This window comes from Kribbella sp. NPDC054772 (genome assembly GCF_053611945.1).
Window position 1 is genome coordinate 35,628 of record NZ_JBSHBJ010000001.1, and the last position, 20,448, is coordinate 56,075.

The 20,448-nt window shown below is 68.5% G+C and carries 20 protein-coding genes and 1 pseudogene; 11 read left to right on the forward strand and 10 right to left on the reverse strand.

What is annotated here, in order from left to right:
• Together ACWGID_RS00160 and ACWGID_RS00165 are read left to right on the forward strand one after the other, a co-directional pair.
• Nucleotides 1-549, forward strand: a complete 549-nt coding sequence (locus ACWGID_RS00160) for a GNAT family N-acetyltransferase (RefSeq protein WP_452192921.1) — start codon at nt 1-3, stop codon at nt 547-549.
• On the forward strand, nt 546-1,202 hold the full coding sequence (locus ACWGID_RS00165) for a hypothetical protein (RefSeq protein WP_452192923.1): 657 nt from the start codon (nt 546-548) through the stop codon (nt 1,200-1,202). The genes ACWGID_RS00160 and ACWGID_RS00165 overlap by 4 nt, the downstream gene beginning before the upstream one ends.
• Here the strand turns inward: ACWGID_RS00165 and ACWGID_RS00170 are convergent.
• From ACWGID_RS00170 to ACWGID_RS00195, 6 genes and pseudogenes are all read right to left on the reverse strand, one after another.
• The gene (locus ACWGID_RS00170) at nt 1,181-3,085 is read right to left on the reverse strand and encodes an HPr family phosphocarrier protein (RefSeq protein ID WP_452193785.1); all 1,905 of its coding nucleotides are present in this window, start codon (nt 3,083-3,085) and stop codon (nt 1,181-1,183) included. The two genes, ACWGID_RS00165 and ACWGID_RS00170, sit on opposite strands and share 22 nt — an antisense overlap.
• Before the next feature lie 18 nt (nt 3,086-3,103).
• A pseudogene (gene dhaM / locus ACWGID_RS00175) lies at nt 3,104-3,514 on the reverse strand (dihydroxyacetone kinase phosphoryl donor subunit DhaM); the annotation flags it as partial.
• Nucleotides 3,511-4,146: a dihydroxyacetone kinase subunit DhaL gene (gene dhaL, locus ACWGID_RS00180; protein WP_452193787.1), complete on the reverse strand. Its 636-nt coding sequence runs from the start codon at nt 4,144-4,146 to the stop codon at nt 3,511-3,513. The pseudogene dhaM and the gene dhaL, both read right to left, overlap by 4 nt.
• A gap of 2 nt (nt 4,147-4,148) precedes the next feature.
• On the reverse strand, nt 4,149-5,153 hold the full coding sequence (dhaK, locus tag ACWGID_RS00185; protein ID WP_452192925.1) for a dihydroxyacetone kinase subunit DhaK: 1,005 nt from the start codon (nt 5,151-5,153) through the stop codon (nt 4,149-4,151).
• 45 nt (nt 5,154-5,198) lie between these two features.
• Nucleotides 5,199-6,107, reverse strand: coding sequence for an MFS transporter (locus ACWGID_RS00190; protein ID WP_452192926.1), 909 nt, complete (start codon nt 6,105-6,107; stop codon nt 5,199-5,201).
• Between the two features lie 63 nt (nt 6,108-6,170).
• Nucleotides 6,171-6,731 (reverse strand): RNA polymerase sigma factor, encoded by a 561-nt coding sequence (locus ACWGID_RS00195; protein WP_452192928.1) that lies wholly within the window; start codon nt 6,729-6,731, stop codon nt 6,171-6,173.
• A 61-nt stretch (nt 6,732-6,792) separates the two neighbouring features.
• Between ACWGID_RS00195 and ACWGID_RS00200 the strand changes: the two genes are divergently transcribed.
• Entirely contained in the window at nt 6,793-8,412 is a 1,620-nt protein-coding gene (locus ACWGID_RS00200) for a serine/threonine-protein kinase (RefSeq protein ID WP_452192930.1), read from the forward strand.
• A 132-nt stretch (nt 8,413-8,544) separates the two neighbouring features.
• Here the strand turns inward: ACWGID_RS00200 and ACWGID_RS00205 are convergent, their stop codons facing one another.
• Nucleotides 8,545-9,684: an MFS transporter gene (locus ACWGID_RS00205; RefSeq protein WP_452192932.1), complete on the reverse strand. Its 1,140-nt coding sequence runs from the start codon at nt 9,682-9,684 to the stop codon at nt 8,545-8,547.
• Between the two features lie 66 nt (nt 9,685-9,750).
• On the opposite strand from ACWGID_RS00205, the gene ACWGID_RS00210 reads away from it, so the two are divergent.
• Complete coding sequence (locus ACWGID_RS00210; RefSeq protein ID WP_452192934.1) at nt 9,751-10,497, forward strand: ArsR/SmtB family transcription factor; 747 nt, start codon at nt 9,751-9,753, stop codon at nt 10,495-10,497.
• Here the strand turns inward: ACWGID_RS00210 and ACWGID_RS00215 are convergent.
• The gene (locus ACWGID_RS00215; RefSeq protein ID WP_452192936.1) at nt 10,494-11,201 is read right to left on the reverse strand and encodes a hypothetical protein; all 708 of its coding nucleotides are present in this window, start codon (nt 11,199-11,201) and stop codon (nt 10,494-10,496) included. The genes ACWGID_RS00210 and ACWGID_RS00215 overlap by 4 nt on opposite strands.
• Nucleotides 11,202-11,289: 88 nt before the next feature.
• Nucleotides 11,290-12,009 carry a hypothetical protein gene (locus ACWGID_RS00220; protein WP_452192938.1) on the reverse strand — a complete coding sequence of 240 codons (720 nt, stop codon included), beginning with the start codon at nt 12,007-12,009 and terminating at the stop codon, nt 11,290-11,292.
• A 294-nt stretch (nt 12,010-12,303) separates the two neighbouring features.
• Between ACWGID_RS00220 and ACWGID_RS00225 the strand changes: the two genes are divergently transcribed.
• The 3 genes from ACWGID_RS00225 to ACWGID_RS00235 are packed head-to-tail and all read left to right on the forward strand — an operon-like array spanning nt 12,304 to nt 15,343.
• Nucleotides 12,304-13,590, forward strand: coding sequence for an ABC transporter substrate-binding protein (locus tag ACWGID_RS00225; RefSeq protein WP_452192940.1), 1,287 nt, complete (start codon nt 12,304-12,306; stop codon nt 13,588-13,590).
• On the forward strand, nt 13,587-14,525 hold the full coding sequence (locus tag ACWGID_RS00230; RefSeq protein WP_452192942.1) for a carbohydrate ABC transporter permease: 939 nt from the start codon (nt 13,587-13,589) through the stop codon (nt 14,523-14,525). Before ACWGID_RS00225 ends, ACWGID_RS00230 begins: the two co-directional genes overlap by 4 nt.
• A complete protein-coding gene (locus ACWGID_RS00235; protein ID WP_452192943.1) occupies nt 14,522-15,343 on the forward strand; it encodes a carbohydrate ABC transporter permease in 822 nt (273 codons plus the stop codon). Before ACWGID_RS00230 ends, ACWGID_RS00235 begins: the two co-directional genes overlap by 4 nt.
• A 1-nt stretch (nt 15,344) precedes the next feature.
• Here ACWGID_RS00235 and ACWGID_RS00240 read toward each other — a convergent pair whose 3' ends face one another.
• Complete coding sequence (locus ACWGID_RS00240) at nt 15,345-16,781, reverse strand: family 43 glycosylhydrolase (RefSeq protein ID WP_452192945.1); 1,437 nt, start codon at nt 16,779-16,781, stop codon at nt 15,345-15,347.
• A 119-nt stretch (nt 16,782-16,900) separates the two neighbouring features.
• On the opposite strand from ACWGID_RS00240, the gene ACWGID_RS00245 reads away from it, so the two are divergent.
• From ACWGID_RS00245 to ACWGID_RS00260, 4 genes are all read left to right on the forward strand, one after another.
• The gene (locus ACWGID_RS00245) at nt 16,901-17,122 is read left to right on the forward strand and encodes a hypothetical protein (protein WP_452192946.1); all 222 of its coding nucleotides are present in this window, start codon (nt 16,901-16,903) and stop codon (nt 17,120-17,122) included.
• 26 nt (nt 17,123-17,148) lie between these two features.
• Nucleotides 17,149-17,556: a hypothetical protein gene (locus tag ACWGID_RS00250; protein ID WP_452192948.1), complete on the forward strand. Its 408-nt coding sequence runs from the start codon at nt 17,149-17,151 to the stop codon at nt 17,554-17,556.
• Entirely contained in the window at nt 17,496-19,799 is a 2,304-nt protein-coding gene (locus ACWGID_RS00255) for a hypothetical protein (RefSeq protein WP_452192950.1), read from the forward strand. Before ACWGID_RS00250 ends, ACWGID_RS00255 begins: the two co-directional genes overlap by 61 nt.
• A gap of 295 nt (nt 19,800-20,094) precedes the next feature.
• Nucleotides 20,095-20,328, forward strand: coding sequence for a hypothetical protein (locus ACWGID_RS00260; RefSeq protein WP_452192952.1), 234 nt, complete (start codon nt 20,095-20,097; stop codon nt 20,326-20,328).
• The last annotated feature ends 120 nt before the right edge of the window (nt 20,329-20,448 follow it).

Consider the following 20,448-nt stretch of genomic DNA (forward strand, 5'->3'; position numbering starts at 1 on the left):
GTGGAGGCTGTGTTGCGGGTGGCGGTGGGGGCTGATGGGGCTGCGGTGGCCGAGTTGGCTCGGGCGGCGGTGAGGCAGCAGTTTCCGGCGTACTACGACGCTGTGGAGACTGCCAGTGCGGCTGAGCACATCACCACGCTGGACACCGCACTGATCGACGACGGCACCTACTACGTGCACGAGGCGGGTGGTGAGATCGTCGCCGCCGGTGGCTGGAGCCGTCGCAACAAGCTGTTCAACGCGAGTACGGCGGGAGCTGACGAACGGCTCCTGGACCCGGCGACCGAACCGGCACGGATCCGCGCGATGTTCGTCCGAGCGGACTGGACCCGGCGTGGACTCGGCCGCGCGATCCTGACCGCGTGTGCCGACGCCGCGCGGGCAGAGGGGTTCACCCGACTGGCGCTGATGTCGACACTGCCCGGCGTACCGCTCTACAAGGCCTTCGGCTTCATCGAGGTGGAGTCCGCCGAGCTCCCCATGCCGGACGGCGTCGTGCTCGCCGGCGTGGCCATGGAACGACCGATCGATCTGGAGGAGACCGCATGACCGCAGGTACCACCGTCACCGCCCCCGATGGCGCCGAGGTCGTCCTGGGTGAGATCGGCACCCGCGTGCTGCTGAAGAACTCCCGCGTGCGGGTCTGGGAGGTCTCACTGCAGCCCGGCGAGGCCCAGGGCTGGCACCTGCACCACAACCCGTACGTCGTCCTGTGCCTGTCGACGTCGCCCTGCCACATGGACTGGCTGGACGGCAGCCCGGCGCGGCAGCTGAGCGAGACCGTCGGCGGCTCGGTGTACCGCCCGGTGTCCCCGGTCCACATGCTCACGAACGACGGCGACGCGCCGTACCTGAACCGGCTGATCGAGGTGCTCGACCTCGGCGAGGAGGCCTCCGGCGACCCGTTCTTCGGGGTGGCGGGGGTCCCGGCCGAGTCCGGGTTCGAGCAGGCCGGTGAGATCCCCACCAAGGTGGTGGTCGACGAGGACGACGTACGCGTGCAGCACGTCACCCCGGAAGCCGGTGAGTCGTATACCTGGCACACCGGCGCCTACCCGGCCCTGGTCGTCGACCTGGACCTCGACCACCCGGATGTGACGTATCTGGAGCCCGGCGAGACGTACACGCTGCCGGCCAAGCCGGACCGCACGTCCGGCTTCAACCTGGTCGAGCTGCGCTACTACACCAAGCCGCGCACCTGATCCGCGTCCCGAGCCGCCAGTACTGCGGCAACGTCGACCTGACCGAGGTCGGCCTGCCGTAGCCGGGCTTTGACCAGCGGTACCTGCGGCCCGACAGCACTCAGCTCCGTCACACCAAGAGCAGCAAGCAGTACGGCGGACTGCGGGTCGCTGGCGAGGTCACCGCAGACTGCGACTCGCACACCGGCAGTGCGAACGACGTGGTCGATCAGCTGCAGCACAGCGGGATCCAGACCGTCCGCAAGCGCTGCGACCGCGGTGTTGGTGCGATCCGCGGCGGTCGTGTACTGCGTCAGGTCGTTGGTGCCGATGCTGACGAAGTCGAGGTCCTTGGCGAGGGTGCCGACGCGCAGCGCGGCGGCCGGGACCTCGACCATGATGCCGGCCTCGAGACCGTCCCGCGGGCCGAGCTCCTCCAGCGCCCAGGCGACTTCCGCGGCGTTCGTGACCATCGGGAACATCACGTGCACGGGCGTTTCGGCCGCCGTACGACGGATGGCCTCGAGTTGGTCGCGGAGCAGTTCCGGGCGACGGCGGAACACGCGGAGGCCGCGCTCGCCGAGGAACGGGTTCGCCTCCTTCGCCTGAGGGAGGAACGGGAGCGGTTTGTCGCCGCCGATGTCCCACGTGCGGATCGTGATCGGCTTGTTCCCCAGGGCCTGGGCGATCGCGAGGAACGCCTCGACCTGCTCGTCGACGGACGGAGCCGTCCGCCGGTCCCCGAACAGCACCTCGGTACGCACGAGACCGGAGCCGTCCGCGCCGCGAACGTCCACGGCGTCCTGGACCGCGCCGACATTCACCAGTACGTCGATCGTCCTGCCGTCCCGCGTGGTCGCCGGCTCGTCGGCGGTCTCGACGGCGCGCCGCCGCTCGTCCTTCCGCTCGGCGATCGTCGCGCGGACGGTCGCCTCGTCCGGCGCGACCTCGAACGACCCCGCCCGCGCGTCGAACGCGACCGTGACGCCGGCCGGCACCGCGACGTCCCCGATCCCGGTGATCAACGGGATGCCGCGCGACCGCGCCACGATCACCCCGTGCCCGGTCGTCCCCGCCGCGCGAACCGCGATCCCCGCGATCTGAGTTGCATCCAAGGTGGCCGCCGTCGCCGCATCCAACTCCGCAACCACAAGAATCCCCGGCACCCCACCACCGCCCGGAGCGGGTGCGTTGTCTTCGGTCGGTGCGACGAGGGAACGGAGTACCCGGTCGCGGACTGCGCGGACGTCCTGGGCGCGTTCGCGCTGATAGGGATCGTCGAGCTGCTCGAACGTCTCAGCGAGCCGGTCATAAGCCTGCTTCCACGCAACCGGCGCCGCAGCCCCGCCCAGAATCACCGCCCGTACCTCGTCGAGAACCTGCCGATCCGTCAGCAGCGCAAGGTGCGCCTCGAAGATCCCACCGTGCTCAGGGCTGCCGTCCCGCAGCTCCCGCAGCTCGGCACCCGTGGTCTGCAGAGCCTCGTCGAGCCGCCCAGACTCGTTGTCACCGGCAACATATTCACCCAGGTCGACCTCCGCGCCGACCGGGACGGCGGGCCCGATCGCCACGTCCAACCCGGACCCACCAGCAGCCGGCGCGGCCTTCTGCACCGGCTCGTCGCCGAAGTTCTCCGCCGCGAGCTTCTCGATCGCCGCCAGCACCTCATCGACCTGCGCACCGCTGGCTCCGACCCGCACTCGATGCCCCTGCTGAGCATTCAGCGTCGCCACCATGCTCAGGCTGCCCGCATCCACCGGTCCTCGCCCGGTGTCCAGATCGGTCAGCGTGACCGCGGCGTCGTACCCGTTGACCAAACCGACCAGCCGAGCCGCAGGGCGTGCATGCAGCCCGTGCTCGTTGCCCACCACCACGTCCACTGTGCGATCAGCCTCGGCCACCACGGCAACCGACGCTGCCGTCGAATCGCCCAGGTGATCCTGTTTCGCGACCAGACCACGCTGCGCCTCAGCGACCACAGCATCGAGCCCGGCTCCGGTGGACGCCGTGACGACGGCGGCCACCAGGCCCTCGACCAACGGTGCGCTCGTGAGCCGCACGCGTTCGGTCAGCTCCGGATCCACGAACTCCAGCGCCATCTCCGCGCTGAGGATCGCCGACCCGAGGTCGAGCAGTACGAGTACTCCGTCCGGGCTGTCCGCGGCGGTGATCGCCTCGGACACTGCCATCGCATCGGTCCCGAACGTGGTCGCGTCCAGCCCGGCCGCCACCGCGATCACCGGGCGCTTGTCCTCGGCCACCATCTCCGCGGCGAGCCCGACCGCCGCATCAGCCAGCGCGCGGCTGTGCGACACCACCACGATCCCGATCATGGCAGGGTACGAGCCGCGGACTCCAAGATCAGCGTGGTGCTGGTCGCCCCGGGATCCTGGTGCCCGGCGCTCCGCTCACCGAGGTAACTCGCCCGGCCCTTCCGCGCCACCATCGGGATCGTCTCGTCCCGGCCGATCGCGGAAGCCTCCGCCGCCGCGGTCAGCGCCGCGGCGAGCCCCGCGCCGCCGGCGACCGTTGCGTCGTACGCGTCCAGCGCCGGCACCCAGGCGTCGTACATGGTCTTGTCGCCGCGCTCGGGCTTGCCGCGGGCCAGGACGCCCTCGACACCGGCGTGCAGCGCCTTCCCGACCGCCTCGGCGGTGATCGGTTCGACGCCGGCCAGCGCGGTCCCGAAGCGCAGGAAGAACGTGCCGTACAACGGCCCGCTCGCCCCGCCGACCTTGCTGACCAGCGTCATACCGGACTTCTTCAGCAACTCGTCCGGGGAGTCGAACGGCGTCTCGTCCAGCACCGCGACGATCGCCTGGAACCCACGGTCCATGTTCGCGCCGTGGTCCGCGTCCCCGATCGCCGAGTCGAGCTCGGTCAGGTACGCCGCGTTCTCGTGCAGCACGCTCGCGCAGTCCCGTAGCCAGTTGCTGAAGTTGTCGGTGGTGACTTCTTCGCCCATGCTCAAGCGCCCCAGCGTAGGCCGGGGGTGTTGACCGGGGCGTCCCAGAGGCGTACCAGTTCGTCGTCGGCCTTCAGCAGGGTGACCGAGCAGCCGGCCATCTCCAGCGAAGTGATGTAGTTGCCGACCAGCGAGCGGGCCACGGTGATACCGGCCCGGTCGAGCAGCTGGGCGACCTCGTTGTACATCAGGTAGAGCTCGATCAGCGGCGTACCGCCCATGCCGTTCATGAAGGCGATCACCGAATCGCCTTGCTGGTAAGGCAGATCGGACACCACCGGGTCGACCAGCATGGCGGCGATCTCCCGCGCCGGCGCCAGCGGCAACCGTTGCCGGCCGGGCTCGCCGTGGATGCCGATCCCGACCTCCATCTCGTTCTCGGCCAGGTCGAACGTCGGCTTGCCCGCGGCCGGGACGGTGCACGACGTGAGCGCCATCCCCATGCTGCGGCCGTTGTCGTTGACCTTCTTCGCGAGGTCCGCGATCTCCTGCAGCGGGCGGCCCTCCTCGGCGGCCGCGCCGACGACCTTCTCCAGCAGGACCGTGACGCCGACCCCGCGGCGGCCGGCCGTGTACAGGCTGTCCTGGACCGCGACGTCGTCGTTGGTCACCACCGACAGCACTTCGGTACCGGCGTCGGCGGCGGCCAGCTCGGCGGCCATCTCGAAGTTCATCACGTCGCCGGTGTAGTTCTTCACGATGTGCAGTACGCCGGCGCCCGAGTCGACCGCCTTGGTCGCGGCCATCATCTGGTCCGGCACCGGGGAGGTGAACACCTCACCCGCGCAGGCCGCGTCCAGCATGCCCATCCCGACGAAACCACCATGCATCGGCTCGTGCCCCGAACCGCCACCGGAGATCAGTCCTACCTTGCCCGGCCTCGGGGCGTCCTTGCGGTACACGATCCGGTTCTCCAGATCCACCCGCAACCGATCCGGATGCGCTGCTGCCATCCCCCGCAGCGCCTCACTCACGACATCACCAGGGTCGTTGATCAGCTTCTTCATACACCCCATCTGAGCACACACCAGACCGGAACGGGAGTCCCTTCCTCACGCGGCCGCCACCGGCTGCACCTCGGACAGCAACGGAATCGCCCGGATCGATCGGCTGACGGTGAGCGCGACGGCGCAGAGGGCGAGCAGCGCGCCGAAGAACAGCAACGTCGGCCGTGCTCCGGCAGCCGTGAGCAGGACACCGGCCAGCAACGGCGCCAACGGGTTGGTACTGGTCGCCAGGAAGCCGATGGCGCTCTGCGCCCGCCCCTGGAAGTTGTCCGGGGTGATCAGCATCTGGTAGCCGAACAGACCCGAGTTGAATGCGGGGAGCAACAGCAGCGCGGTGAACAGCAGCACGATCAGTACGGCGGGCTGCCGCGTGAACGCGGTGGCGGTGAACGTGAACGCCGTGATCCAGCTGCTGGTGATCGCCAGCCGCCCGGTCCCGAACCGGTCGAGCAGCTTGGGCGCGACGATCGAGCCGACGATGCCACCGACACCCATTCCGGTCTCGAGCAAACCGATGATCGACGCCGGCGTACCGGCCTGCTGGAGGTCGAGGACCAGGACCAGGAGGGTGCCGAGCGCGGCGAAGTTAATCCCGGTCGCGACCAGGGCGATGGTCAGCAGCGCCGGCTGCCGGACCAGCCAGGCCAGGCCGGACCGGATTGCCCGGAGCATCGGTTCGGGGGCTTCCCCGGCCGGCTGCGCGGGCGGGAGCGGCTTCCGGATCGTTGCGAGCAGCACGGTCATGACGAAGTACGAGACCGCGTCGACGGCGACCGGGACGATGCGGCCGATGTACGCCGTACCGACGAGACCTGCCTTCGCCGGGGAGCCGGTGATCGACATCGCGATCAGGACGAAGACGAACGAGCTCATCGCTGAGCCGAAGCCGCTGACCGTCTGACCGATCAGCAGCTTGAGATAGTCGCCGTTGTGCAGGAGCCCCCGAGCCGACATAGCCGGGAGGCTATGGCGTCATCAGGTCCGGTGGCAGACCTGATGCAATGCAGGTTGATGCAATTAGTCCTTGGGACGGAGGAGCGGGCGGACGACCTCGCGGGCGTCGTGGATCCGGGACTTCACGGTGCCCAAAGGTGCACCGACCTCGGCGGCGATCTCCTCGTACGAGAGGCCGTAGACGTCGCGGAGGACCAGCGGGGTGACCATCTGGGGGCGGTCGCGCTCCAGGGTCTCCAGGGCCTCGAGGAGGTCCAGGCGGGTGCCGGCGATCACGCTGGTGGTGCGCGGGTCCGGCTTCTCCATCTGCTCCGGGTTGTGCGCGGCCTGCGCGGAGCGCTTCAGCTTCCGGTACGTCGAGCGCGCGGAGTTCGCCGCGACCGAGTGCACCCAGGTGGAGAAGCTGCTGCGTCCGGAGTACGTGTTGATCTTGGTGGCGATGTTCAGGAGCGCCTCCTGGGCCGCGTCCTCCGCGTCGGCGGAGTACGGCAGGACGCTGCGGCAGATCCGCAGGACGCGCGGATACACCTGCCTCAGCAGGTCCTCCATCGCGTTCTTGTCACCGGCCTGCGCCCGCTCCGCGAGGGTCGCAAGGTCGTCGGCCGGGCTGGTGCTCTCGCTCATCTGCGCCTTTGCTCTCGATCGGCCCCGGAGAGGGACACTCCAATGACCCATAATGCCCTGTATGGGGGTCCCAACCAGACTCGGTCGGTACGTCGTGCGCCGACGCCTGGGCGCAGGCGGTTTCGCTACGGTATGGCTCGCTCACGATGAGCAACTGGATGCCGAAGTGGCGATCAAGGTGCTCGCCGACAACTGGGGGCACGACGAGTCGGTCCGGCGGCGGTTCCTCGAGGAGGGCCGGTTCCTGCGCCGCGTCGAGTCCGAGCACGTGGTCCAGGTGCACGACGTCGGTGAACTGGAGGACGGGCGCCCTTTTCTGGTCCTCACGTACGCCGACCGCGGCACGCTGGCCGACCGGTTGAAACAGAAGCCGCTGCCGCTCGCCGAGGCGGTCGACGTGGTCGTCCAGGTCGGGCGAGGCCTGCAGGCGCTGCACCGGCGCGGCCTGCTGCACCGGGACGTCAAACCGGCGAACGTGCTGTTTCGCAGCACCGACGACGGCGAGCGTGCCGTCCTGTCCGACCTGGGCCTGGGCAAGTCGCTGGACGAGATCTCCCGGATCACGATGCCCGGCGGCACCCCGTCGTACGTCGCTCCGGAGCAGGCGCTCGGTGAGCGGCTGGACCAGCGCGCCGACCAGTACTCGCTCGGTGCCGTCGCGTACGCCGCTCTGACCGGGCGCTCCCCGCACCAGGTCGACGGTCTGGGCGCGGCGAGCCGGGTGAAGGTGGCGGCGCCGCCGAGTTCGCTCGGGTTCGTGCTGCCGGAGCCGGTCGACGCGGCGATCGTGCGGGCCCTGGACCCGGACCGGGAGAAGCGCTGGCCGGACGTCCAGACGTTCACTCGCCAGCTGGTCGGTGGACTCGACGAGACCACGCACGACTTCCCGCTGCGGCTCCGCGAGACGGTGACCGTTGCCTCGGCCGCCGCCGACACTGCTGACACCGCCGACACCGACGCCGCCGACGACGCTGACGACCTGGACGCGCGGACCGCGTTCAGCGACGAGAACCAGCCGACGGTCGTGAAGACCGCCGAGCCGTCGGAGGTCGTTGCCGCCGAGGCGGAGACCGTTGCCGTCGAGGCCGATGCTGCCCCGAAGTCCGATGCTGCCCCGAAGACCGACGTACCGGATGCTCCGCCTGCTGGAGCGGCGCCGAAGAAGCGGCGGGGGCTGTGGGTGGTCGCCGCGCTGCTGGCGCTGGTCGTCGGTGGCGGGGCCGGGTACGCCGGGCAGTGGTACCTGTCCGGTCGGCAGGCGATCGAGGTCTCGGAGGGCGACTTCTCGGTGACGCTGCCGCGGGCGTGGGCGCAGTCGATGGCGCAGACCAACTGGCAGGCACCCGGCGGTTCGGAGCAGGCGCCGGCGTTCCGGGTCAGCAAGGACGTCAACTGGTCGGAGCGGTCGCCGGGGGTCTTCGTCGGAGTGGCGGGCTCGAAGCTGGCGCTGCCGGACAGCAAGCAGTTCGGCTGCAAGGAGGGAGATCCCTTCCCTGGCAGCGTCAATGGCCGAACTGCAACGAGCCGATTGTCCACAGAATGCGCCGGGACGGATATGGTGCTGTTCGAACGGGTCGTCGATCACGGGGACGGCGGCTCGCTGCTCGTCCAGGTGATCGTGCCCGGGTCCGACGTCGATCGGGCCACGGAGATCGCCGATTCGGTGAAGTACTCCGACTGAGGATGTCCCCATGCGTTTTCCGACCGAACGGTTTCGGCCGTCGCCGGCGCTGCTCCAGTCCGCACGACGCAGGTTCTACCGGCTGCGCTCGACGATCTTCCGCACCATCTGGCCCGTCGACTGACGTCTCACTTATTCAACGGTCATCCAGGTGATGGCCAGACCCACGGTCCACAGGCCCGCGCCCAGCCACGCCAGCGTGTGTAGTCCGCTGACGAAGTCGGGGGAGTGACCCACGATCGCGCCGTACACGCCGATGCCCAGTGCACCGACGGCCTGGCGAGCGGTGTTGTTGACCCCGCTGGCGAATCCGGCTCGCTCCGACGGGAGAGCAGCGATGGCGGCGTGCACGACCGCAGCGGTCAGGAAGCCCATGCCGAGTCCTAGACACAGTTGCACCGGTACGACGGCTTGGTAGCCGCTCGTGTCGTGGACTGCGAGCAGACAAGCCGATCCGATCACGCCGAGGACCAGTCCGATCGACATGGGGAGCCGTGGGCCGTAGCGAGCGGTGATGCGGCCGGAGACCGGTCCCAGGACAGCTAGCGGCAGGAAGAGCGGGATGAGCTCCAGTCCGGCCCGGAACGCCTTCTGGGACAGGTGTTCCTGCAGATAGAGCGTCAGTACCAGGACAGTGCCGAGGCCGACGAAGTTCATCAGGCCGGCGACCACGTTGGCGCCGACGAAGTCCGCACCGATCCGCAGTCGCGGTTTAGCGCGCTGGTGGCTACTGCGCTTCGGTATGAGCCTCCAGGCCAGTGGGAGCGCGATAGCGATGATCGGAAGGTTGACGAGGAACACGGCTTGCCAGCCGAAGCCGCTGACCAGTGCGCCGCCCAACAGTGGCCCGGACGGCAGCGCCAGCGCCCCAGCGCCGGACCAGATGCCGACGGCACGGGCCCTTGCCGCGCTGTCGGCGTACAAGTCGGTGATGACGGCAAGAGTGCCTGGTAGCAGCAGTGCGGCGCCGACGCCTTGGACAGCGCGTGCCGCAACGAGTAGCCCGATGTTGGGCGCAGTACCGCACGCCAGTGAGGCAAAGCCGAAGACAGCCAGCCCGGCGAGTACTACGCGCCGATGGCCGATCCGGTCGCCCAGTGCCCCGAACACGAGCAGTAGACCGGCCAGAGTGATCACGTATGCCGCCACAACCCACTGCTGGCCGCTCAGACTGGTCGCCAGATCGATGCGGATCGTTGGCAGGGCCACGTTGACCACCGTCACGTCCAGCTGGATCAGGAAGATGCCGACACACAGCAACGCCAGGAGCATGCTTCCCAAGTTCCCACTCGGACAGTTCGGGCCACGTCGAAGTGTGCTGGTGCCAGCATGGGAGTCATGGACGGAGATGCCGATGTAGCCCGTGTCGCGGCGCTGATGGCCGAGCCGGCGCGGGCGAAGGTCCTGATGGCCCTGGCGGACGGTCGGGCGCTACCTGCGTCGTTACTGGCCTCTGAGGCCGGCGTGTCACCGCAGACTGTCAGTGCGCACCTGCGGAAGCTACTGGACGGCGGTCTGGTCGCGGTGGAGCGCTCCGGACGGCACAGGTACTACCGCCTCTCCGGCGCCGAAGTAGCCGCCGCTGTGGAAGCCCTGGCCCGCCTAGCCAAGCCCCAGCCGATCACGTCTCTCCGCCAGAGCACCCGAGCCGCAGCACTCCGCGAAGCCCGCACCTGCTACGACCACCTGGCAGGCCGCCTAGGCGTAGCGCTTCTGGAAGGCCTGGTACGCCGCGACGCCCTGACCCGCACCGACGGCGGCCGAGGCACCACCCGCCGCCCACAAGACCCGCTGGCCCAGCAACTCTCAGATGGCCCGTACGCCCTGGGCCCCAACGCTCCTGAGGTTCTGGCCGAGCTGGGAGTACACCTGCCCACCCAGCCACCCCGCCGCGACCTCCTGCGCTTCTGCGTCGACTGGAGCGAACAACGCCACCACCTCGCCGGCCACCTGGGCGCCTCCATCACCGACACCCTCCTGACCCGCAACTGGCTCCACCGCCGCCCCCACCACAGAGCCGTAATCCTCACGCCAGCAGGCCACAAAGGCCTGGCGCAGCTGGTCCCCGAGCTGCAGAAGCCTTAGATCGAGGAGTCGTCGCGCGTCGCCGACTCCGCGGCATGCTGCAAGATGTCCTCGAGGGCTTCCCGGTCCTGCGGCAGCCCGGTGACACCGATCTCGAAGGTGCACAAGCCGTCCGGATTCGCCACCCAGCGGATGATCACGTATCGGAGCGACTCTTCCGGCACGTAGGTGTAGACGAGCGTGGCTTCCTTCGTGTCCGGGTCCACGGTCGTCGACTTGATCGAGAGCATCTGGGCGGCCGGAATCGTTCCCAGGGCGACGAGCCTCGCTTGCATCGAGTCCGCCGGTGGGCGCCGGATGGTGAACCCGGCTTCCATCCGGATCCAGCGTTTCCCGGTGGGATCGGTGTAACGGCCGGTCTTCGGCGGATCAGGCTGGGTGAAGCTCCACGTTCTCGGCACGCGGACGTGCACGGTCGAGTGCACGACGCCGGTCACCTCGAAAGCGCGCGTCTTGTACTCGAGATCGTTGACATCCAGGGCCTTGGTCTTGTCCTCGACCACAGTCTTCGGTGGCGGCGTCGGAGTCGTCGGCGTGGACGGCGTACCCGGGGTGGACGTGGTCGGCAGTGGGGCTGCGGTGCCGGCGAGGCTGGGCTCGGCGGTGAGGAAGAGGCCCACCCCGTACCCACCGGCGCCACCGACCCCGGCCAAGGCCAGCAGGCCGCCGCCCAGAAACGCCCGCCGCGACACGCTCCGCACCACACCCCCACTTTCCACAGCTCTCCGTACTGAAGACCCCTGAGCCCCCTCTCAGGTTGCACTACACAGGTAACGATTCTGTGAAAGCCGCTCAGCTCACCTCGTGGACGGAGGTGGTGGCGTGTTGGAGGACTTCGGCGAGGCCGTCGGCGTCCTGGGGGAGGCCGGTGATGCTCATCTCGACCGTGGCGAGAGGGCTGTCGTTCATGGCGATCCAGCGGACGATCACGTAGCGGAGGGTCTCGCCGGGGATGTACGTGTAGATCAGGGTGGAGACGGTGCGGGGCTGGCCGTCGTCGCCGAGGATTTGTTCGTTGTCGGCTTCGCTGACGATGCGTACGTCGTTCTCGGGGGCCTGGGACTTCTTCAGGTCGACGACGAGTTTGGCGCGGTGGTCGGCCGGTGTCATGGTCGCCGGCTGGTCGGATTCCACGCGGACGGCGCGCTCCCGCAGCTTGTCGAGGAACTTCACCTCGCCCGGGGCCTTCGGGTCGCGGGTCTGCCGCCAGCCCTGGGGGATGTCGACGGCCAGCTGGACCGGTGAGAAGTCCTTCGGGTTGACCGTGAAGCTACGGCGGACGTACTCCAGGCCGGTCTCGAGCGGTTCGAGGTTGTTCGGGACCGGTGTCTTGACCGGGAGCGGCGTCTCCGACGGTGTCTCGGACGGCAACGGCGTGACCTGACCGAGAGGCCCCGCGGTCCCGGCTGCGCTGGGCGTGGGCGTGTCGAGGCGGTCGCCGGTGTAGTAGCCACCGCCGACGCCCAGCGCGAGAGCCAGCAGCAGGAGGCCGGCCAGGAGGACTCGTTTCACCTGCGCACCGGTCCGCAGGTGGACGTGACGGCACCGCCGGGCCGCGGTACGAGGTACGGCGTACCGGCCGGTCGAGGGCAGGCAGTCACGGGCACGGCGCCATCTTCTCAGGCGACCCAGGTCCGGGCCCAAAACCCCTGTGGACGGCTTTTCGCACTGCCCCGGACTGAATCCTTTCAACGAGGTCTTGACACCCTCCCGGGCCGTACGTAGCGTCCCGCGTGACGAAAGTAACACGATCTTGCGGTTACTTCACATTCTCAGCCGGTATCTCGGCGCTTCAGGGAGGCACCCATGGCACTCGATCGGTCTGTCAGCCGCAGGCGGCTCCTGCAGCTGCTCGGCGGCGCTACCGTCACCGCTGCCGCGTCCGGCACGTTGGCGGCCTGTGGCGGAGGCGGCGGTTCGTCGTCCGGCGGCACGCTCAAGGTGATCGGCGTCGGCGACCAGGAGGCTGCCCTGCGCAAGGTGCTCGACAGCTACAAGACATCGCACTCGGGTTTCGACTTCAACCTGTCCGTCGCGCCCACCGATCAGGTGCAGACCGCGCTGCGCACCCAGCTCGGCGGCGGCAACGCGCCCGACGTGCACGTCGTCTATCCCGGCAACGGCAGCGCGATGTCGATGGCCCAACTGGCCAAGGCCGGACTGCTCACCGACCTCAGCAGCCAGTCGTGGACGCAGAAGATCCCGAGCGGGTTCAAGGGCGCGTTCCAGAACGAGGGCAAGACCTACATGTTCTCGCCCGGCTCCAGCATGCTCGGCGCGATCTACAACAAGAAGGCGTTCGCCTCCGCCGGTGTCGAGCCGCCGACCACCTGGTCGGAGCTGCTGAGCGTCTGCGACAAGCTGAAGAAGAAGGGCATCGTCCCGATCGCGGTCGGCGCGCAGACCCCGTGGATCACCCAGCTGATCAACTACGCGCTGGTCCCCGCGACGGTCTACGCCAAGACCCCGGACTTCGACGACAAGATGGCCGCGGGTACGGCGTCCTTCGCGGACTCCGGGTGGGTCGACGCGATGACGAAGTACCTCGAACTGCAGAAGCGCGGGTTCTTCAACGACAACCCGAACGGGACGACGTACGAGCAGGCGACCTCGATGGTCGCGACCGGAAAAGCCGCGATGGCGGTCCAGGTGTCCGCGGTGCTGGCCGCGTTCCGGGCCGCGGCGCCGTCGCCGGACGACCTGTCGATGTTCCCGTTCCCGGCCACGGATGTGGTCGCGGACAACTGGATCCCGGCCGGCGTGGTGGTCGGGATCGCGGTCAGCGCGAAGGGCAAGAACGCCGACCAGGCGAAGGCGTTCCTCGAGTATTGCGGTCAGCAGGAGAACCTCAACGCGTGGGCCGGCGCCGTGTCCTGCGTGCCCTTGTACGGCGATGCGAAGGTCGACCCCGCGCTGACCTCGTTCCTCCCGTCGCTGAAGGCGAACAAGGCGGTCCCGTTCATGGACCAGCGCTGGCCGAACGCCGAAGTACAGCCGACGCACCTCGCCGTCGTCCAGCAACTGCTCGGCGGCAAGACGACAGTGCCGGACGCCCTGAAGAAGATGGACGACGCCTACAAGAAGAGCGCATGACGGCATCGGCGGTCGAGGTCCGGACGGACGCGGCGAAGCGGTCCCGGAGGCGGAGCGGGCGTGGCGGGATCGTGCCGCCGTGGTGGTTCGCGGTGCCGGCGATCCTGGTGTACGCGGCGGTGGTGCTGTATCCGAGCATCGCCGGCGCAGGGTCGGCGTTCACCGACTGGTCGGGGATCGGCAACGCGAAGGCGTTCGTCGGAGTCGACAACTTCAAGCAGCTGGTGCATGACGACCAGGCGCTCGGGGCACTCCGCAACACGCTGTTGCTGACGGTCGCGATCGTCGTGGTGCAGAACGGGCTCGGGTTGTTGCTGGCGCTCGGTGTGCACACGGGGATCAAGAGCCGGATGGCGTTGCGGCTGGTGTTCTTCGCGCCGGTGGTCGTGAGTCCGGTGATGGTGTCGTTCCTGTGGAAGTTCGTGTACAACCCGGCGCCGGACGCGGGACTGAACGCGGCGCTGGGTGCGGTCGGGCTCGGTTCGCTGCGGCAGGACTGGCTGGGGAACCCGTCGATCGCGTTGTGGTCGGTCGCGTTCACGGTGATCTGGCAGTGCGCGGGGTACTCGATGGTGATCTTCCTCGCCGGTCTCGAAGGCGTCCCGGCCGAGCTGCACGAGTCCGCGATGGTCGACGGCGCGGGAACGTTGGCGCGGTTCCGGCACATCACCTGGCCGTTGCTCGCGCCCGCGGTGACGATCAACGTGATGCTGTCGACGGTGGGCGGATTGACGTTGTTCACCCAGATCATCGCGATGACGAACGGCGGTCCGGGGTACGCGACGGACACGTTGTCGACAGTGCTGTACAAGCAGGCGTTCGTCTACGGGAAGTTCGGCTACAGTACGGCGGTCGCGCTCGTGCTCGCGCTGTTCGTCGCGGCGGTGTCGTTCCTGCAGATCGGGTACCTGAGGTCGAGGGAGACGACGGCATGAGATACCGCCCGCGGACGTTCGTGCTCGAGCTGGTGATGATCGCGGTCGCGGTCGGGTTCCTGTTCCCGGTGTACGTGCTGGTGACGCTGGCGTTCAAGGACCCGCAGCAGATCGCGAACCGGCCGCTGTCGTTGCCGTCGCCGCCGAGTGTGGCGAGCTTCGGTGAGGCGTGGCGGTCGGCCGGTCTCGGGTCGGCGTTGCTGAACAGCACGCTGATCACCGTCGCGAGCGTGCTGCTGCTGATCGCGCTCGGGTCGCTGGCGGCGTACTTCCTGGCCCGGACGGTGACGCGGCTGAGCTACAGCCTGTACATCCTGTTCCTGGTCGGGATCATCCTGCCGTTCCAGTTGGGGATGATCCCGCTGTACCAGCTCGTCGACAACCTGGGGCTGCTCGGGACGTACCAGGGCATGATCCTCTTCTACACCGGGATCCAGCTGCCGTTCACGGTCTTCCTGTACACCGGCTTCATCCGCTCGCTGCCCGCGGACTACACGAACGCGGCCCTGATCGACGGGGCGTCGCACCTGCAGGCGTTCGCCCACGTGATCTTCCCGCTGCTCCGGCCGATCACCGGGACGGTGCTGATCCTGAACGCCGTACAGATCTGGAACGACTTCTTCACCCCACTGCTGTACCTCGGCGGCTCGGGCCACGAGACCGTCCCGGTCCGGGTGTTCGCCTTCGTCAACCAGTACACGTCCAACTACGGCCTGGTCGCCGCCGGCCTGATCCTGGCCGCCCTCCCGATCCTCCTCCTCTTCCTCTTCCTCCAACGCTACGTAATCCGAGGCTTCGCCTCCGGCCTGAAGGGCTGAGCTAATAGGCCTCGATGCGGTCGAGGCTGATGACCGTGCTGCTTGACGCCGGGTTCTTGTCGCCGGTTACCCGGACCTTGAGGGTGTGGGGGCCGGCGGCGAGGGCCGGGCTGGTGTACATCAGGTGTTCGCCGACGCGGATCGAGCTGTAGTAGTCGATGCGTTGTTCGGGGCCGCCGTCGATGGAGATGGCGGCGATGCCGTTGCCGGTGTCGGCGACACTGAGGAGGGCTACGCGGGTGCCGGTGAACTTGATCGTGGCGGTCGCGTTCGTCTCGCCGCTCCAGTGGTCGTTGCCCCAGAAGCACTGGTTGCCGCAGCCGGATCCGGAGCTCCAGTTGCCGGCGTAGGTGACGGTGCTGTCGGTGTCGTTGATCCAGTAGTTCGACGAACCGGGGTCGCCCGACGGCAGGTTCTGGGTCGCGCCGGCGGCGAGTGGCCGCCCGAGGTTCGGCGTACCGTCGGCGTTCCAGGTGATCTTCTGGACGCGGGTGGTGCGGAACGAGTACGTGTAGGTGCTGGTGTTCTTCCCGTGGTACGCGATCCAGTCCTCGGTGCCGTCCGGGGACTTGAAGAACGAGTGGTGGCCGGGGCCCCAGACGCCGGTGTCGTCGTTGCGGGAGAAGATCGGTCCGGCGTGCTGCACCCAGTTCGCCGCGACCATCGGGTCCGCGCCGTTCGCGATGCTCTTCATCCACAACTGGTAGTCCGGCTTGCCGGTGTCGCAGGTGGAGTAGGTGAGGAACGTGCGCGTCGCGCCGTACAGCGGGGTCGGGCCCTCGCGGACCTCCGAGCAGCCGCCGTCCGCGGGGATCGCGACCCGGTCTCCTGTGGCGGTCCACGGGTTGCTCATCTTCACGATGTACAGCTGTGCCGGTCCGCCCTGGCCGCGGCCCGGGCCGGTCCAGACGAAGTACTGCTGGCCGTTGACCGTGATCGGCTCGCCGTCGATCGCGTACTCGCCGAAGTCCGCGATCTTCGCCTTGAAGCTGTACGGGCCGAGCGGGTCGTCGCCGGCCGACTCGAGCACGTACATCCGGTGGTTGGCGTCCACGCCGTCGGAGGCCGTGTAGTAGATGTACCAACGGTTCCCGACATGCCGGAACGCCGGCGCCCACATCTGGGTGTTGCGCGAGGTGTCCGAGTCCCGCCAGACCACCTGCTCCGGCTGCACGAGCAACGTGGCAAGACTCGAGGACGACCAGATCCCGATCCGGTCGCCGCGCGTGGTCGCGACGTAGTACTTGCCGTTGAAGAACATCAGCGACGGATCCGCGGACGGATTGATTGGGTTCCGGAAGGTCTGGGACGCCAAGGCGGTCTCCTGCTTCTCGACGGCTGGGGCGTTCGACGCCGAAACGCTGGTCAGCAGTACGGCGACCAACGCGCCGGTAAATGTGCTGGCCAACGTGGCGAGGACAGGGCGGAAGAACCTCATGGCTCACCTCTCGACACCGGGGGGCGGACCGGTCTCGCTTTCGGTTGTACCGTCCGTTTGCCATCGTTGTAAACCCTTCACACCGGAACCGAAACACCACCGCCGGCGTCGTACCGCGCATGAAGCTCAAGGTCCGCGTCGTGCACTACCGGCACGACTGCTGGTACGCCGACATCGACGACGCCGACGACCGGCAGCCCGACAACCCCTTCTGGTACGCCGACCGGTGCCGTACCCAGGCGGAGGCGATCGCGCTGGCGTGCACCGAGCTGGCCGCCCTCGACCGCGCGCTCGCGACCGGCACCGACCCGCATCGGATCAGCGAGATCCTGGCTGCTTGATCCCCCGGACCGGGCATCATAGGGCGATGCTCGGGGAATCGGACGGCACCACTGGCGACGCCACGATCGAGCAGATCGGCCGGCGCCGGACCTTCACCAACACACTCCAGCTCGCCGTCGTCCTCGCGATCGTCCAGGTGCCGATGCGCGCCGCGGTCCACGAGGCGGCCGGATCGGCCCTCGGCTGTGAAGTGCCCGGCCGGCTCTCGCTCCTCGTCGACGCGACGTTCGTGATGGCCTACGTGTACGCCGCGTTCCGCGCGTACAAGTACGTCAGGTTCGTCGATCGCCAGTCCTGGCAGCGGATCGCGGCCCTCGGGTTCGGGGTCGTCCTGGTCGCGGCCGTGCTCGACGTCGGCGAGGACCTCGTGCTGTGGAGCGACTTCGGCTCCGCCCGTGCGCCGACCTCTCGGCGGGCTGGATCACCTGGCTGATGCGCGCGGTCTTCCTGGCCGGTGCCCTGATCCTCGCCGGCTGCCTGCTCGCGACGAGCCGCCGCGGCCAACGCAAGTGGTACGGCGTGGCGCCCGTACCGCCCGCGACGTTCCGCCGTGCGAAACGCGACCACCGCGATGCCGGACGCCTCGTCATCACCTGCTCCGGCGGCGGCATCCGTTCGGCGTCGTTCTGCCTCGGCGCATTGCAACTCCTTCGCGAGCGCGGCCTGTACGACAAGGCGTCGACCGTGATCGGTGTCAGTGGCGGCGGCTACATGGCCGCGGCCTTCCACGTACTGCGTCGTACCTGCGCCGACCCGTTCTCGCCGGGATCGCCGGAGCTGGCGCGGTTGCGCCGGCAGACCCGCTACCTGTTGTCGGGTGGGCGGGCGATGTTCCGCGCGGCCCTGTCGGTGCTCTTCGGGCTCGTCGTGAACCTCCTGCTGATCGGCATCATGCTGCGCGCGATCGCGTGGGTGCTGGGCTGGTTCCTCGCCGACCAGAAGGTCGTCGTCTCGCAGAGCTCCGAGATCCACGTCGACTGGCGTCCGAACGACTCGTGGTTCTTCGTCGGTCTGTCGGTGGCGCTGCTCGCGGTCAGCGCGCTGATGTTCCTCATCGAGAAGGTCTGGGACCGCTGGGCCCGGATGCCCGACATCGTCCGGTCGATCCTCACCACGATCGGCAACGTGACCCTTCGGTACGGCGTACCGGTCGCGGTCCTGTTGCTCGGTGTGCCGGGAGGCCTTTATCTGTTGGGGAAGATCCCCGGTGATTCCGCGGATTCGCCGAGTCTGCCGTCGGCGCTCCTGGCGTTGGTGGACCCAACGAAACAGGGCGTGGCGTCGTTCAGTGCGCTGGTCGTCGTCCTGATCGGGCTCGGTAAGACGGTGTGGAACGGCTTGATGGTCGAGGGGAAGGCCGCGACCGGGATGCGCGCGAAGCTGCTGGTGTTCGCCCGCACCAAGCTCGCGCCGTGGGCCGGCAGCGCGATCATCGTGGTCGCCGCGGTCATCGTGCTGCTCCGCTGGACGGGCGGGTACGCGACCGACACGACGTACCAGGAGGACTGGAACGTCGCGCTGGTGCTGGCGGCGATCGCGCTCGCGATCAAGGTGCTCACCGACGCGAACCGGACCTCGCTGCACTCGTTCTACCGGGAGCGGTTGTCGCGCGCGTTCCTGGTCACGCGCAAGGACAACGGCGCGGCGGTCGCGCTCGACTACCACCTGCGGCTGCGGTACTCGGACTGGGCGAACCCGGTCGACGGCGGCCCGCAGCTCGTCATCGCGGGCGTCGCGAACGTCGACGACCCGGACTTCGTGCCGACCCAGCGGGGCTGCGTGCCGTTCGTGTTCGACGCCCACCAGATCGGCATCGTCGGCGACCGGTCGCTGCCGGACGGCGGGCAGCGCCAGACGGCGGACTACGAGCGCGAGGCCGACGTACTGAAGCGTGAGGTGACGGTGCCGGCCGCGATGGCGATCAGCGGCGCCGCGCTCAGTCCGCTGACCGGGCGGGCGAACAGCCGGACCCGGCCGGTGCGGCTGTTGCTCGCCGTACTGAATGCGCGGCTGGGCGTCTGGCTGCCGAACCCGTACTGGAACAACCGCAGCGGTCCCGCCTTCCCGGAGCGTCACGGGTTCTTCCCGAAGCTCCGGCGGTACGTCGGCAGCGTGATCGACAAGCCCGGGCCGTACCGCCTGCTGCACGAGGCGGTCGGGTCGCCGTCGATGTACGAGCGCCGGATCTACGTGACCGACGGTGGTCACTACGACAACCTCGGACTGGTCGAGGCGCTCCGCCGCCGGCCGGCGCAGGTGATCGTCATCGACGCCTCGAACGACGTCGAGGACCGCTTCACCGCTCTCGCCGAGGCGACCGCGACGGCCCGGATGGACCACGGCATCGAGATCGACATCGACCCGTCCCCGATGATCCGCGGCAGCAAGCCGCGCGCGGACCGGGCCTGGGCCTACGGCATCGCGACCCATCCGGTGGAGGACGGCGAGGACAAGCCGTACAAGACCGAGATCTTCTTCGTGAAGGCCGTGCTGGCCGGCCACCTCGACTGGGACCTGGAGCAGTACTCCGTCGAGCACGCCGACTTCCCGCGCCGCACGACCGGCGACCAGTTCTACGACGAGTGGGACTTCGAGGCCTACCGCTCGCTGGGCTATGCGTTGACCGAGTCCCTCACCGACCACCATCGCGTCCAGGCCCGCCTCGACGACCTGTAACCCTGCGTATCCACAGAATTACCTGTGAATAAAGCGGTCCGGCTGTGGATATGTGGACGGTTGCTGTGGACAACTCTCCGCGATCTGTGGAGAAGGCAACTAAAGCGGGTGCCGATGCACGTGCAGTCCGCCAGGTGAGAGCACGCTTGCCGGGGGGTGGCTGCGGTGGTGAGATAAGTGGCCGTGTGCAGACCGAAACTTTACGAAGATTTGTTCGTGACGTTCGGCGCGCCAGGTCGTTGATCTGTCAGCAGTCGCGATCAGCGGATCGCTGGGGAATCCGAAGGGGCCGCTCGTGCACAAGTTCAACCCGCCACCCGACTGGCCGGAGCCGCCCAGCGCGAGCTGGCGACCGCCGGTCGGCTGGACACCGGACCCGACCTGGCCCGCCGCACCGGCCGGCTGGGGTTTCTGGACCAATCGCAGCGGCCGCCGCAGCAGCGGCCCGATCGGGGCGTACGGCGCCGTCGACGCAGGCCGGCTCGAACTGGCCACGATGGACCCGTCCCTGATCCTCATGCACTCCTGATCGCTGCAGTTCCAGCTCCCGGCTCCCGTTCGCTCACCGCGGACGGGAGCCGTTGTGTGTCCGGGTTCGGACCAGGGGTGGCGCGTTCTTATCGTTTTCTGGTGTTATGTTATCAACACA